Below are 13,363 nucleotides of genomic sequence, written 5' to 3' on the forward strand. Positions count from 1 at the left end.
TCCTTCGATCGATCCCGGGTAGTGGATCGCGCGATCCGTATACCCGAAGCGGTGGCGACCGTCGATGGTCCGCGCCGCAGGCCGCCGCCGACGCCGTGGGATGATGAGGCCCCGCGCCGCCTGGTCGCAGGCGCACCAGCAGGACATCCCGCCATGGCCGAAGCCACCGGACAGCGAAGGGCCGACTGGTTCTTCGATTTCATCTCCCCCTTCGCCTACCTGCAGTGGCAGGCGCTCAAGCGCTTCCCGGGCATCGAGATGGCCTGCCGCCCGGTGCTGTTCGCGGGCCTGCTGTCCCACCTGTCGCACAAGGGGCCGGCGGAAATTCCGGCCAAGCGGCTGTTCACCTACCGCCATGCGCAATGGCGGGCCGACCGTGCCGGTATTCCCATGGCGTTCCCGCCGGCGCATCCCTTCAATCCGCTGGCGGCGCTGCGGCTGTGCATCGCGGCGGGTTCGGGCACGGATGCGGTTGACGCGATCTTCGACCACGTCTGGCGCGAGGGGCGGGCGGCGGAAACCTTCGAGGACCTGGCGCCGGTCGCCGCGAAGCTGGGCATCGATGATGCCGGTGCGCTGGCGCAGGGCGCGGTAAAGCAGGCGCTGCGCGAAAACTTCGACGCGGCGGTGCAGGCCGGCGTCTTCGGCGTCCCGACGCTGGTGGTGGACGGCGAACTGTTCTGGGGCGAGGACGCCACCGCGATGTTCGAGGACTACCTGGCCGATCCTGGCCTGTTCGCGACCGATGCCATGCGCCGGCTGGCATCGCTTCCGGTCGCGACCGCACGCCGCGGGATCTGATGCGCGGCGGCCCGAGCCCGCCATTCAGGGGATCTGCACGCCGCCGTCGATACACTCGATGACCCCACGCATTGGTCCATGAACGACATGCCTCCATCTCGCCCGTCGTGCGGACGCGCCGTCCTCGCCGCGCTTCTGGTCGCCTCGCTGGCCGCCTGCGGCATGGGCCGGGAGAAGGAGCCGCCGCCGCCGCTGGGTGAGACCTTTTCGGCCGAGGACACCTATTCGCGCAGCTTCGAGTCGCTGCCGCCGGCGGCCTGCGAAGCCACCCGCCGCGCGCTGCTGGGGCAGGGCTACGTGATCAGTGAAGCCACCGGCGACAGCCTGCAGGCGATCAAGAACTTCCAGCCCGAGTCCGACGTGCACACCCAGCTGCTCGTGCGCGCCACCTGCGTGCCGAGGCCGGGCAACGGTTCGATCGTGTTCGTCAACGCAGTGCAGGACCGCTACGACCTCAAGACCACCACCAAGTCGGCCAGCGTCGGCCTGAGCATGCTCGGCTCGGTGTCGGTGCCGATCGGCAGCAGCGGCGCCAACCTGGTGCGCGTGGCCAGCAACACGGTGCAGAACACCGATTTCTACCGCCGCTTCTTCGACCGCGTGGCCTACTACCTGCCGGGTGCGGAAGGCGTGCTCTCGCCGCCGCCGCCGCCGGAACCGGAAACCCCGCCCGATCCGTTGCAATTGCCGATGCTGTCGCTGCCCGACGCGGCCCCTGCCGCGGACGGGTCGCCCGCGCCCTAGGGCGCGCCGGGCAGGCCGCAGGTGGTATCGGCGAGGATCGTCGACACCCGCGCGAACTCTTCCTGCAGCGGCGCCCGTGCGTCGCCACGGGCATAGCGCCAGGTGGATTCGATCTCCCGGCTGCGCCGGTGCCACCCGTCGCAGGCTTCTTCGTCGGGAATCCGCTCGCAGCGGTCGTATTGCCATTCGCAGGCCGCCCCCGCGCCGAGGCCGGGGTCGCCGTTGATGCCGACGGTCTGCAGCGCCACGCAGCGTGGCTGCGGCTCGGCATCCTCGTGGATGTAGCTGCCGTTGCCCGGCGTGTGGCAGCGGAAGATCGGCGGTGGGGGCAGGCGGTCGGCGTCGGCGATGCGGGCCGGCGGCGGGGCGTCGGGACGCTCCGGGGCCGCCGGCACGGGTTCGGCGGCGGGGGCAGGTGCCGGCGCCGGGGCGGGTGGCGGCGGTGCCTGGGGCACGTAGACCGGCATCGGCGGCGGCGGTTCGATCACGCTGCGTTCCTGGCGGCTGCCGGCCGGGCAGGGTTCGTCGTTCTGCACGGTGAGCGCGCCGCCGGCGTCGGTGCAGCGGTAGATCACGACCTGCGGCGCCTGCGCGATGGCGGAGGTGGCGAAGGCGATGGCGATCGCGGCGGCGGCCGGCATGGCCGCCAGATGCGGGCGGCATCGGGTGGATCGGAGCATCAATACGTCCTGCAGTCGGCGTCGATGCGGGCGTTGAGCCCGCGTTCCTCGACGCGCAGGGTATCGCGCTCGCGCTGTTGCGCGTTGAAGAAGCGGCGGCGGATCTCCTCGCGGCGGTCGCGCAGGCGGGCGCAGGTTTCGGCCGGAGGCAGGGCCTGGCAGGGATCGCGTTCCCAGTTGCCGGGCTCGGCGCCGACGTATCCGCGTCCGCCATGCGGTGGGCGCGGACGCGGGCCGGACGCGGCGTCCGGGTCGGGGCGCGGGGGATCGGAGGGAATGCTGATGCGGCTCACGGGCGGCGCGCTCAGGCCGCTCCCGGCCCGGGTGGTGGCGCCGCGTTGGCCGATGTTGCCGCGACCGCGCGCGCCGCCGCCAGGTCGCCCACCGTGGCCGCCGTGCCAGCCGCCACCGACCGGCCAGCCTCCTGTCGTCCACAGCGGCACCCAGCGTACTTCGCCCTCCTCGCTGTCGCTTTCGTACACGCTGCCATCGGGGCGCGTGCATTCGTACAGGGGCTGCGGTGGCTGCACGACGACATGGCGCACCTCCGGCTGGGACGTCGGCGACGGTGCCGCGTCCGGCTCACGTGCGGGGGGCGGCGCGCCGTCCACCGGGCGGACCATGCTGCGCACCTGCTGCGTCGAGCCTTCCGTGCAGGGCACGTTGCCGATCACGACCTCGCCGTCGGCGCCGGTGCAGCGGTAGATAGTGACGTCGCCGCCGTCCTGGGCCGAAGCGGGCACGATGCTGGCGGCCAGCGCGACAGCGGCCAGGCAGGCCGGCAGCAGCGCGACGAGGGCGGTGCGGGCGGTGGTGGCGCTCATGCGGCCATCTTGCGCGCCGGGGAGCGCAGGGGAAAGCCTGCGGGCCGGAAGCGTGACGACGGTTCAGGCGGCAGTGGGCCTCAGCCGCGGAGCAGGGCCCCGCTGCGGGCATCGCGGATCGGCGTGGGCCGGTCCAGGCCGCCGGTTTCGCCGGGCAGCAGGGCGTCGATCGCGGCGCGCAGCGAGGGCGCGAGATCCGCCTCGCTGCGCGCGGGCGCCTCGCCGGCGACGTTGGCGCTGGTCGAGACCAGGGCGCCGTCGAAGCCCCGGCACAGCGCCGCCACCAGCGGATGGTCGCTGATCCGGACGGCAACGCCATCGTGGTCGCCGGTGATCCAGCGCGGCACGCGCGTGGTGGCGGGCAGGACCCAGGTGTTGGCGCCGGGCCAGGACGCCAGCACCGCTTCGCGGCGCCCGGGCTCCAGCGCATCCCAGTCGACCAGGCCGTCGAGCTGGTCGACGTCGGCGGCGACCAGCAGCAGGCCCTTGTCGATCTCGCGCTGCTTGATGGCGAGCAGGCGCATCACCGCCGCCTCGTCAAAGGGGTCGCAGCCCAGGCCCCAGACGGCCTCGGTCGGACAGGCGATGACGCCGCCGTCGCGGAGGGCGGCTACGACGGCATCGAGCTGGAGCGGGAGATTCATCGGACGGGACGGGCCTGTCGTGCCCGTGGCTTAACCGACTCGCCCGGAGCATCCGCCGGTGCGGGTGTCAGAACGGCGCATCGTCGTCCGCCGCCACGGTCTTCTTCGCCGGCGCCTTCCGGGCCGCGGTCTTCTTGGCGGCAGCCTTCTTCGCGACCTTCTTCGTGGCCTTCTTCTTTGTTGCCGCCTTCTTCGTGGCTGTCTTCTTTGCCGGCGGCTTCTTGGCTGCGGCCTTCCTGGCGGGAGCCTTTTTCGCGGCGGCCTTCTTCGCCGGCGCCTTCTTGGCCGCCGTCTTCTTGCCAAAGCGTCCGCGCGCCGGCTTGCCGGTCTCCTCCAGCAGCTGGACGACGTCCTCCAGCGTCAGCGAGGCGGGCTCGCGGTCCTTGGGGATCTTGCCGTTGAGCTTGCCGTCGCTGATGTAGGGCCCGAAGCGACCATTGAGGACCTGGATGTCGCTGCCCTCGAACTCCTTGATGATGCGGTTGCGCGCGATCTCTTCCTTTTCTTCAATCAGGAACACCGCGCGCTCGAGTTCGATGGTGTAAGGGTCGTCTTCCTTCTTGAGCGAGGCATAGGTGCTGCCGCGCTTGGCGAAGGGCCCGAAGCGGCCGATGCCGACGCTCACTTCCTCGCCCTTGTCCTCGCCCAGCTTGCGCGGCAGGCGGAACAGGTCGATGGCCTCCTCCAGCGTGATCGTGTGCATGCTCTGGCCCGGGCGCAGCGAGGCGAAGCGCGGCTTCTCCTCCGAGTCCTCGGCGGTGCTGCCGATCGCGGCATAGGGCCCGTAGCGGCCCAGGCGGACGCTGACCGGCTTGCCGGACTTGGGATCGGTGCCGAGTTCGCGCGCGCCGGTGGCCTGGCTTCGGTCGACGCTCTCGGTCTTCTCGTCCACCAGCTCCTTGAACGGGCCCCAGAACTTCTCCATCAGAGGCACCCAGTCCTCCTCGCCGCGGCTGACCGCGTCGAGCTCGTCCTCGAGCTTCGCGGTGAAGTCGTAGTCGACGTAGCGGGTGAAGTGCCCGCTGAGGAAGTTGGACACCGCGCGGCCCACGTCGCTGGGACGGAAGGCGCGGCCCTCCATCTCCACGTACTTGCGGAACAGCAGGGTCTGGATGATCGAGGCGTAGGTCGAGGGGCGGCCGATGCCGTATTCCTCCAGCGTCTTCACCAGCGAGGCCTCGGTGTAGCGCGGCGGCGGCTGGGTGAAGTGCTGGTCGGCGTGGATGCGGTCGAGCGGCACGCGGTCGCCGGGCTTCATCGGCGGCAGCTTGCGCCCCTCGTCGTCGTCGTCCTTGCCCTTGCTGTCCTTGCCTTCCTCGTACACGGCCAGGAAGCCCGGGTCGATCACGGTGGTGCCGCTGGCGCGGAAGCTGTGGTCGCTGCCGGCGGCCAGGTCGACCGACACGGTATTGAGCGTGGCCGGGACCATCTGCGAGGCCACCGCGCGCTTCCAGATCAGCTCGTACAGGCGGCGCTCGTCGTCGGACAGGTGGCGGGCCACCTGCGCGGGCGTGCGCAGCGCCGAGGTCGGGCGCACGGCCTCGTGGGCCTCCTGCGCGTTCTTGGACTTGGTCTGGTAGAAGTTCGGCTTGTCGGGAAGTGCCTTCGTGCCGTAGTCGCGGGCGATCACGTCGCGGATCTCGCCCAGGGCCTCGGCCGACAGGCTCACCGAGTCGGTACGCATGTAGCTGATCAGGCCGACCGTGCCTTCCTCGCCGATGGCCACGCCCTCGTACAGCTTCTGCGCCACCTGCATGGTGCGGCGGGTGGTGAAGCCGAGCTTGCGCGAGGCCTCCTGCTGCAGGGTCGAGGTGGTGAACGGCGGCGCCGGGCGGCGCTTGCGCTCCTTGCTGGCGACGTCGGTGACGTGCAGCGCGCCCTGGGCGGCGGCGGTGATGCGCGCGCGCGCGTCCTCGGCGGTGTCGCCGTCGGTGACGGTGAACTGTTCGAACTTCTTCCCGTCCAGCTTGGTGAGCTTGGCGCTGAAGGCCTGCGACGGGTGTGCGAGTTCGGCCTCGATGGTCCAGTACTCGCGAGCGACGAAGGCTTCGATCTCCTCCTCGCGCTCGACGATCATGCGCAGCGCCGGCGACTGCACGCGGCCGGCGGACAGGCCGCGCTGCACCTTGCGCCACAGCACCGGCGACAGGTTGAAGCCGACCAGGTAGTCCAGCGCGCGGCGCGCCTGCTGGGCGTCGACCAGGTCGCTGGCGATGCCGCGCGGCTTCTGCATCGCTTCCTTGATGGCGCGCGGGGTGATCTCGGTGAACACCACCCGCTGCAGTTCCTTGCCCTCGAGCAGGCCGCGCTCCTGCAGGATCTCGGCGATGTGCCAGCTGATCGCCTCGCCCTCGCGGTCCGGGTCGGTGGCGAGGTAGATGCCGTCGGCCGCCTTCGCCGCCTTGGCGATCGCCTCGACGTGCTTCTCGTTCTTGTCGATCAGGTCGTAGCGCATCCGGAAGCCGTCGGCCGGGTCGACCGCGCCCTCCTTCGGCACCAGGTCGCGGACGTGGCCGTACGAAGCCAGGACCTGGAAGTCCTTGCCGAGGTACTTGTTGATCGTCTTGGCCTTGGCGGGCGACTCGACGATGAGGAGGTTCTTGGCCATCGCGGCAGGGATTCCGGGGCGGCCTGGACCGCGCCATGAGGGTGGGGGGTTGTAGACAGCGACGCCCGGGACAAGGCCCCGGGCGTGCGACGACTGCTATTTATAGTGGAATCACGGCCGCGGTGGGGCTGTCAAGACGCCCGCCCCGGGCCCGGGCGTGGCCGGAACCGGGATCAGTGCACCGTTTCCGGCTCGTCGATGAACATCTGGGTTTCCATCCAGGCATAGGCCGCCTCGGCGCCGGGCTGGTTGAACAGCACCATCAGCACCACCCACTTGAGGTCGTCGAGGTCGAGCTCGTCCTGGTCCAGGGCCATGGCGCGGTCGAGCACCAGCTCGCGGCGATCGGCGTCGATCACCCCGTGTTGTTCGAGGAACATCAGGAAACCGCGGGCTTCCAAGTCCAGCTTGGCCTCTTCGCGCAGCGAGAGCAGGCGGGTGGGGCCATCGGCCCGCGGGGCGCTGTCGGTCGGGCGCTGTTCGGCCAGGCCGTCGAGCCAGTCGAAGGCCTTGCCGGTTTCCGTGGGGCTGAATCCGGCCTGGAGCAGGCCGTTCTGGAGGGAGTCGCGGTCGCGGACGAGATCCGCGTCTTCGGTGAAGTAGTGTTCGAACAGGTAGAGCAGGACGTCCAGGATGCTCTCTTTCATTTCCCCCGGCCTGCGCCCGGAGGCGCGTTACTGAGACTTTCGGGAATACCGGCCGTGCTCGACCGCCACACGACCCTCCAGCTCCATGAGCAGCAGCATGCTGCCTAGTTCGGCGGCCGTCAATCCGGTCCGCGAAACCAGTTCATCCATACCGGTAGGGTCGTGGCCCAGTGCCTGCCACAAGCGCTGGGGGTCGGAACCTTCGGGCGGACCGGCGATGCCGGCCGCCGCGGCGGCGTTCCCGGGACCCTTCTTGGGGGCGTCCAGGCGCCTGCGCAAGTCGTCGGCGAAGACCAGGGCCAGCGGCGCCAGCGCCTCCAGCACTTCGCCCGGGGTCTCCACCAGGGCCGCGCCGTCCCGGATCAGGCGGTGGCAGCCGCGGGCCTTGGGGTTGTGGATCGAGCCGGGGATGGCGAAGACCTCGCGCCCGGCCTCGCCGGCCAGCCGCGCGGTGATCGCGGCGCCCGAGCGCAGGGCGGCTTCCACCACCACCACGCCCAGCGACAGGCCCATCACGATCCGGTTGCGACTGGGGAAGGCGCCACGGCTGTACGCCGTTCCCGGCGGCAGCTCGCTGACCACCGCGCCGGTGTCTGCAATCCGCCGGTACAGGGCGGCGTTGCGCGTCGGGTAGGGGCGGTCGATGGCGGTGCCGAGCACGGCGACGGTGCGCCCGCCGGGGGCGGCCAGGGCGCCCTCGTGGGCGGCGGTGTCGATGCCCGCGGCCAGCCCGCTGGTGACGGAGACGCCGGCGGCGGCGAAGTCCCGCGCGAAGTCGAAGGCATTGCGCAGGCCGCCGGCACTGGCGGCGCGGCTGCCGACCACGGCCACCGAGGGATGCCAGAGCAGGTCGCCGTCGCCGACCAGCCACAGCGCCAGCGGAGCGCCTTCAAGGCGGTGCAGCAGGGCGGGGTAGTCCGGATCGTGGAAGCCGATCACCCGTCGGCCGGGGGCGCCGTCGAGCCAGCGCAGCCAGTCGTCCGTGGGGTCGCCCGCGCCCGTGCGCAGGCCCAGGGCGCCCTGCTGGGCCGGGGACAGCCCCGCAGCGCGCCAGGCGCTGCGTCCGGCGGCCAGCGCTGCGGCGGCGCTGCCGTGATTCTCCAGCAGCCGGCGTCGGGGCTCGCCGCGGCCGCCGGCGGCGATCAGGCGCAGCAGCGCCCGGGTGTCTTCGCTGTCCATGGCCGAAGCCTGGCCCGGAAACGGCGACGGCGCCCTGGGGCGCCGTCGCGTGTTGCGGTCGGGAAAGGCCGCGGCCTCAGTAGGGCGCGTCCGGGTGCTTGAGGTGGTAGCCGACGCGGCTCGGCTTCACGCTGCCCATCACCAGACCGTAGCTGACCTTGTCGAAGGTGCGGAACACCATGACGTGGCCGGCGAACTCGTCGGGCAGGCGCACCTTGTTCTCGAAGAACACGGTGTCCTCGTCGCGGGCCAGGCCCTTCTCGACGCGGTCGACGACGTTGCTGCCTTCGCGCCAGATCGAGAACACGGTGCCGTTGTCCACGCCCTCGCGGGCGCCGACCGACAGCGCGATCACGTCGCGCGGGCCGCCGGAAGTGAGCATGTCGGTCACCGCCAGCACGCGCGCCTTGCCGTAGTCGGTCTGGACCTTCGGCGGGTGCGGGAAGAACTGCAGGTCGTAGGGCTGGGCGTCCACTGGCACCACGCGGTCGCCGACGCGCACCTCGCGGCCCTCCTCGTCGAGCAGCAGGGTGCTGGCCTGGATGCCGCCCACTTCGCCGCGGGTCAGGGTGCCGGCGGTCACGCGCATCAGCTCGTAGCCCAGCACTTCCTGGCCCTTGTCGGGCATGACCACGTTGGCCCAGTACTTGCCGAAGTCGACGCTGCGGCGGCCGGTGGCGTCGAGCTCGTCCTTGCCGAAGGTGTCGCAGCACATGCCGGCACGCAGCAGGTGGGTGTAGCGCACGGTCGGGCGCAGCACCGCGTAGCGGGTGCCCGGCGAGGCGCTGCCCAGGCCGCGGACGTAGACCACCTGGTCGCGGCTGGCGCGCATGCGGTCTTCTTCCAGGCCGACCACGTAGGGCAGGTGGTCGAAGTCGTCCACCACGCGCAGATCCTTGAGGAAGGGCTCGACCTCGGACAGCGGGACGGCGTCGATCGGCGCCGCCTCGGTCCGCGGGCCCGGCGTGACGCCGACGCGGTTGAGGTAGGCCAGGCTGATCACGTCGCCCGGATAGATCAGGTGCGGGTTGGCGATCTGCGGGTTGGCCTGCCAGATCTCCGGCCACAGCCAGGGTTTCTGGAGGAAGCGGCCGGCGATGTCCCACAGCGTGTCGCCGCGCTGGACCACGTAAGTGTCAGGGTGGTCGCCGCGCAGGCCCTGGGCCGCCGCGTACGTAGCCACCGTGAGCATTGCTACCGCAACACCCGTGCGTAGCGCATTAGAAAGGCGCTGAAGCTTGCCGGCCATCTACCTGCTCCCCTTGGAGATTTCCCCGTATAGCGGCCGCACTATGCCTACAGGAACCGATCCGGCGCAAGCCTGCTGGGGCTACAATTGGGCCCCGCGCCACACGGTTGTGACGGCCGCCTCCTTTATCACACGTCCGTATGTCCCTGATCACGATCCTCGAGCACCCCCATCCGAACCTGCGCAAGGTCGCCGCCGAGCGCGAGGCCGCGGCCATCGCCGACCCGGCTTTCCAGCGCCTGCTCGACGACATGTTCGAGACCATGTACGCCGCCCCGGGCATCGGCCTGGCCGCCACCCAGGTCGACGTCATGGAGCGCTTCATGGTGATAGACGTCACCGAGGACCACGAGCAGCCGCTGGTGTTCATCAACCCGGTGATCCGGGGGCGCTCGGCCGACCTGCGCGTGCACCAGGAGGGCTGCCTGTCGATCCCGGGCATCTTCGCCGACGTCACCCGCGCAGACGGCATCGAGGTCGAGGCCCTGGATCGCCACGGCAAGCCGTTCACCCTGGCGGTGGACGGCCTGCTGGCGACCTGCATCCAGCACGAGGTCGACCATCTGGACGGCAAGCTGTTCATCGACCACCTGTCGCCGCTCAAGCGCGAGCGGGCGATGAAGAAGTACGAGAAGCTGCGGCGGCAGGCATGACCGGCCACCGTCGCATGCGGGCAGGGACGGCGGGGGTGGCGCGATGAGGATCGTCTTCGCCGGCACGCCCGAATTCGCAGTGCCGTCGCTGCGCGCGGCCTGCACCAAGGCCGAGGTCGTCGCGGTCTATACCCAGCCCGACCGCCCTGCGGGCCGCGGCCGCGGGCTGCAGGCCTCGCCGGTGAAGCTCGAGGCGCTGTCGCGCGGGATCCCGGTGCTGCAGCCCGAGACCCTGAAGGGCCCGGCCTCGCGCGACGCCCTGCGCGCGCTGAAACCCGACCTGATGGTGGTGGTGGCCTACGGCCTGCTGCTGCCGCAGGCGATCCTCGACATCCCCGAGGACGGCTGCTGGAACGTGCACGCCTCGCTGCTGCCGCGCTGGCGCGGCGCGGCGCCGATCCAGCGCGCGATCGAGGCCGGTGACGCGCAGACCGGCGTCTGCCTGATGAAGATGGAGAAGGGCCTGGACACCGGCCCGGTGCTGCTGTCGCAGTCGCTGGCGATCGGCGAAGACGAGACCGGCGGCCGGCTCCACGACCGTCTGGCCGAGCTCGGCGCGCAGGTGCTGGCCGATGGCCTGGGCCTGCTGCGCGCCGGCATCCGCCCGATGCCGCGGCCGCAGCCCGCCGAAGGCGTGACCTACGCCCGCAAGCTGGACAAGGCCGAGGCGAAGCTGGACTGGTCGCAGCCGGCCGAAGTGCTGGCCCGCAAGGTCCGCGCCTTCAACCCCTGGCCGGTGGCCGAGGCGGTGCTGGCCGGCGAGCGCGTGCGCATCCACGGCGCGATCGCCGTCGATGCGAACGCCGGCGCCGTGCCCGGCACCCTGCTGGCCGGCGGCCGCGAGGGCCTCGACGTCGCCTGCGGCGAGGGTGCCCTGCGCATCCGCGTGCTGCAGCGCGACGGCGGCAAGGTGATCACCGCCGCCGACTGGCTCAACGCCCGCCGCGACCTGGCCCTGCCGTGAGCGGTGCCGCGCCGCGGGAGGCCGCCGCGCGCGTGCTGCACGCGGTGCTCCACCACGGACGCTCGCTGAAGGCCGAACTGGCCCGCGCCCTGCCGGCCCTGCCCGATCCCCGCGACCGCGCCCTGGTCGAGGCCATCTGCTTCGCCGCCCTGCGCCAGCACGCGCGCGCCGACGCCGCGCTTTCGGCGTGGATGGCGAAGCCGCCGGGGCGCCGTGACGGCGACCTCCGCGCCTTGCTGCATGCCGGTTTCGCCCAGCTCGACCCGCTGGGGCTGGCGCCGCACGCCGCGGTCGCCGAGACCGTCGATGCCGCCCGCGGCATCGGCCGCGCCCACCAGGCGAAGCTGGTCAACGCCCTGCTGCGGCGCGCCCAGCGCGAGGGCCTGCCCGGGGTCGGCGCCGATGCCGCCTGGCCGGCCTGGCTGCGCGACCGGGTACGCGCCGACTGGCCGCAGGACGCGGAGGCGATCTTCGCCGCCAGCGCGCAGCCGGCGCCGACCTGGCTGCGCGTGAACCGTCGCCGCGGTGACCGCGACACCTACCTCGCCCGCCTCCACGCGGCCGGCCTGGAAACCACCGGAATACCAGCCTGTGGGAGCGGCCATGGCCGCGATCAGCCTCCCGGCGAGTCGATCGCGGCCATGGCCGCTCCCACGGCAGCTTCCCCGGCCGGGGAGGCGCTGGCCGATGCCGTGCTGCTGCCGGGCAGCATCGCGGTCGGCGCGCTGCCCGGCTTCGCGGATGGCGACGTGTCGGTGCAGGACGGCGCCGCCCAGGCGGTGGCCGATGCGCTGGCGCCCGCGCCGGGCGCGCGCGTGCTCGACGCCTGCGCTGCGCCCGGCGGCAAGTCCGCGCACCTGCTCGAGCGCGACCCCACGCTGCGTCTGCTCGCCCTCGACGTCGATCCCGCGCGGCTGGCGCGGGTGCGCGACACCTGGGCGCGCTTGGGCGTCGGTGGCGTGGACGATGCCGGCGGCGCCGGAACCACTGACACCGGCGGGGCCGCGGAAGCCCGCGTCGCCGACGCGGCCGACCCCGCTGCCTGGTGGGACGGCGAGCCTTTCGACGCCATCCTCGTCGACGCGCCCTGTTCGGCCACCGGCATCATCCGCCGCCAGCCCGATGTGCTGCTGCACCGCCGCGCCGCAGACGTCGACGCCCTGGTCGCGCTGCAGGCGCGCCTGCTAGACGCCGCTTGGACGATGCTGCGGCCCGGCGGCGTGATGCTGTACGCGACCTGCTCGATCCTGGCCGACGAGAACGCGCGCCAGGTCGATGCCTTCCTCGCCCGCCACGCGGATGCCGTCGCGGAGCCGCTGGACGCGCGCTTCGGGCGCACCAGCGGCTTCGGTCGCCAGCGCCTGCCCGGCGAGGACGGCATGGACGGCTTCTTCGTCTCGCGCCTGCGCAGGTCGACGGGCAGGCCTAGGCCGTAGCCGCGTCCACCGGGGCAGTCACCACGTCATTGCACAGGTCGCGCAGCGGCATCCGTCCGCCGGAGCCGAGATGGACGTCCAGGCCGCGCTCGCAGCGGGTCGACCCGAGCGCCCGGGTTTCGGCCACGTAGCGGTCGTTGGGGCTGGCGCCGTCCTGGTGCCGCTCTTGGTGGTGGAGGTGGTAGGCCAGGCCGGAGAAGCGAAGCTGCCGGCACGCGATGCCGGCGTTATGCGCGCGCCAGGCCAGTTCCACGTCCTCGCGGCCCCAGCCTTCCATGCGCTCGTCGAAGCCGTTGATGCGCACCAGGTCGTCGCGCCACCAGCCCTGGTTGCAGGTCTTGATGGTGCGCGGGAGGGTATTCCGGTTCGCGGCCAGCCAGGCGTCGGACAGCGGCAGCGAACGCAGCGCGTTGCGGCGCCGGGCGACATCGCGCGCCAGCGGCGTCGGGCGCTGCTCCGCACTGGCGAGCATGCGGTCGCGGAACGAGGGCCCGGTCAACACACGGGAGCCCTGGATGAAGCTACCGCGCTGCGCGACGCGCGCGTGGTCGGCGACGAAGTGGCGCTCGAGCACCATGTCGCCATCGAGCAGCAACACGTATTCGCCGCTGGCCGCGGCGATCGCCAGGTTGCGTGCACGGCCCACGCGGAAGCCCTTGTCGGGCTGCCACGCGTGGCGCAGCGGCACCGGGTAGTCGCGCGCCATCGCCGCGAGCAGGTCCGCCGTGTCATGGCGGGAGCCGTCGTCGGCGACGATCACCTCGTCCGGCCGCCGGGTCTGCCGTGCGACGCTTTCCAGCACGCGCTGCAGGGCCTCCTTCCAGTTGTAGGTGGTCACCAGCAGGCTGATGGAGGCGGGCGGATCATGGGGGGAGGGGGAGGCGTTGGTGCCCAGGGCGTGGGGGTGGGGTCGGCGTGACAGGGACATCGGGGG

The 13,363-nt window shown here is 72.0% G+C and carries 13 protein-coding genes; 5 read left to right on the plus strand and 8 right to left on the minus strand.

Annotated elements, in window-relative coordinates:
• Positions 1-153: 153 nt before the first annotated feature.
• Positions 154-801, plus strand: coding sequence for a 2-hydroxychromene-2-carboxylate isomerase (locus tag E2170_RS08815; protein WP_133000303.1), 648 nt, complete (start codon positions 154-156; stop codon positions 799-801).
• A gap of 78 nt (positions 802-879) precedes the next feature.
• On the plus strand, positions 880-1,545 hold the full coding sequence (locus E2170_RS08820) for a DUF2242 domain-containing protein (protein WP_243708127.1): 666 nt from the start codon (positions 880-882) through the stop codon (positions 1,543-1,545).
• Here E2170_RS08820 and E2170_RS08825 read toward each other — a convergent pair.
• The 7 genes from E2170_RS08825 to E2170_RS08855 form a co-directional block, all read right to left on the minus strand.
• Complete coding sequence (locus E2170_RS08825; protein ID WP_133000304.1) at positions 1,542-2,186, minus strand: DUF4124 domain-containing protein; 645 nt, start codon at positions 2,184-2,186, stop codon at positions 1,542-1,544. The two genes, E2170_RS08820 and E2170_RS08825, sit on opposite strands and share 4 nt — an antisense overlap.
• Positions 2,187-2,224: 38 nt before the next feature.
• Positions 2,225-3,049: a DUF4124 domain-containing protein gene (locus E2170_RS08830; protein ID WP_133000305.1), complete on the minus strand. Its 825-nt coding sequence runs from the start codon at positions 3,047-3,049 to the stop codon at positions 2,225-2,227.
• A gap of 80 nt (positions 3,050-3,129) precedes the next feature.
• Positions 3,130-3,693, minus strand: a complete 564-nt coding sequence (gene tsaC / locus E2170_RS08835) for an L-threonylcarbamoyladenylate synthase type 1 TsaC (protein WP_133000306.1) — start codon at positions 3,691-3,693, stop codon at positions 3,130-3,132.
• A gap of 67 nt (positions 3,694-3,760) precedes the next feature.
• Positions 3,761-6,301 carry a DNA topoisomerase I gene (locus E2170_RS08840; protein ID WP_133000307.1) on the minus strand — a complete coding sequence of 847 codons (2,541 nt, stop codon included), beginning with the start codon at positions 6,299-6,301 and terminating at the stop codon, positions 3,761-3,763.
• A 173-nt stretch (positions 6,302-6,474) separates the two neighbouring features.
• Positions 6,475-6,948, minus strand: a complete 474-nt coding sequence (locus E2170_RS08845) for a DUF494 family protein (RefSeq protein WP_133000308.1) — start codon at positions 6,946-6,948, stop codon at positions 6,475-6,477.
• A gap of 27 nt (positions 6,949-6,975) precedes the next feature.
• Complete coding sequence (dprA, locus tag E2170_RS08850; RefSeq protein WP_133000309.1) at positions 6,976-8,127, minus strand: DNA-processing protein DprA; 1,152 nt, start codon at positions 8,125-8,127, stop codon at positions 6,976-6,978.
• 76 nt (positions 8,128-8,203) lie between these two features.
• Complete coding sequence (locus E2170_RS08855) at positions 8,204-9,319, minus strand: LysM peptidoglycan-binding domain-containing protein (RefSeq protein ID WP_133000310.1); 1,116 nt, start codon at positions 9,317-9,319, stop codon at positions 8,204-8,206.
• Between the two features lie 197 nt (positions 9,320-9,516).
• Between E2170_RS08855 and def the strand changes: the two genes are divergently transcribed.
• The 3 genes from def to rsmB are packed head-to-tail and all read left to right on the plus strand — an operon-like array spanning position 9,517 to position 12,429.
• The gene (def, locus tag E2170_RS08860; protein WP_133000311.1) at positions 9,517-10,029 is read left to right on the plus strand and encodes a peptide deformylase; all 513 of its coding nucleotides are present in this window, start codon (positions 9,517-9,519) and stop codon (positions 10,027-10,029) included.
• Positions 10,030-10,072: 43 nt separating this feature from the next.
• Entirely contained in the window at positions 10,073-10,993 is a 921-nt protein-coding gene (gene fmt / locus E2170_RS08865) for a methionyl-tRNA formyltransferase (RefSeq protein ID WP_133000312.1), read from the plus strand.
• Positions 10,990-12,429: a 16S rRNA (cytosine(967)-C(5))-methyltransferase RsmB gene (rsmB, locus tag E2170_RS08870; protein ID WP_243708128.1), complete on the plus strand. Its 1,440-nt coding sequence runs from the start codon at positions 10,990-10,992 to the stop codon at positions 12,427-12,429. The genes fmt and rsmB overlap by 4 nt, the downstream gene beginning before the upstream one ends.
• Here the strand turns inward: rsmB and E2170_RS08875 are convergent.
• On the minus strand, positions 12,419-13,357 hold the full coding sequence (locus E2170_RS08875) for a glycosyltransferase family 2 protein (protein ID WP_133000314.1): 939 nt from the start codon (positions 13,355-13,357) through the stop codon (positions 12,419-12,421). The two genes, rsmB and E2170_RS08875, sit on opposite strands and share 11 nt — an antisense overlap.
• Positions 13,358-13,363 lie beyond the last annotated feature (6 nt).

Source organism: Luteimonas arsenica, from assembly GCF_004352825.1.
Classification (GTDB): domain Bacteria; phylum Pseudomonadota; class Gammaproteobacteria; order Xanthomonadales; family Xanthomonadaceae; genus Luteimonas; species Luteimonas arsenica.

Bases quoted from the DNA above. Each gene is read 5' to 3' on its own strand.
- E2170_RS08815 (WP_133000303.1), top strand. From the start codon at position 154: ATGGCCGAAGCCACCGGACAGCGAAGGGCCGACTGGTTCTTCGATTTC.
- E2170_RS08820 (WP_243708127.1), top strand. From the start codon at position 880: ATGAACGACATGCCTCCATCTCGCCCGTCGTGCGGACGCGCCGTCCTC.
- E2170_RS08825 (WP_133000304.1), bottom strand. From the start codon at position 2,186: ATGCCGGCCGCCGCCGCGATCGCCATCGCCTTCGCCACCTCCGCCATC.
- E2170_RS08830 (WP_133000305.1), bottom strand. From the start codon at position 3,049: ATGAGCGCCACCACCGCCCGCACCGCCCTCGTCGCGCTGCTGCCGGCC.
- tsaC (WP_133000306.1), bottom strand. From the start codon at position 3,693: ATGAATCTCCCGCTCCAGCTCGATGCCGTCGTAGCCGCCCTCCGCGAC.
- E2170_RS08840 (WP_133000307.1), bottom strand. From the start codon at position 6,301: ATGGCCAAGAACCTCCTCATCGTCGAGTCGCCCGCCAAGGCCAAGACG.
- E2170_RS08845 (WP_133000308.1), bottom strand. From the start codon at position 6,948: ATGAAAGAGAGCATCCTGGACGTCCTGCTCTACCTGTTCGAACACTAC.
- dprA (WP_133000309.1), bottom strand. From the start codon at position 8,127: ATGGACAGCGAAGACACCCGGGCGCTGCTGCGCCTGATCGCCGCCGGC.
- E2170_RS08855 (WP_133000310.1), bottom strand. From the start codon at position 9,319: ATGCTCACGGTGGCTACGTACGCGGCGGCCCAGGGCCTGCGCGGCGAC.
- def (WP_133000311.1), top strand. From the start codon at position 9,517: ATGTCCCTGATCACGATCCTCGAGCACCCCCATCCGAACCTGCGCAAG.
- fmt (WP_133000312.1), top strand. From the start codon at position 10,073: ATGAGGATCGTCTTCGCCGGCACGCCCGAATTCGCAGTGCCGTCGCTG.
- E2170_RS08875 (WP_133000314.1), bottom strand. From the start codon at position 13,357: ATGTCCCTGTCACGCCGACCCCACCCCCACGCCCTGGGCACCAACGCC.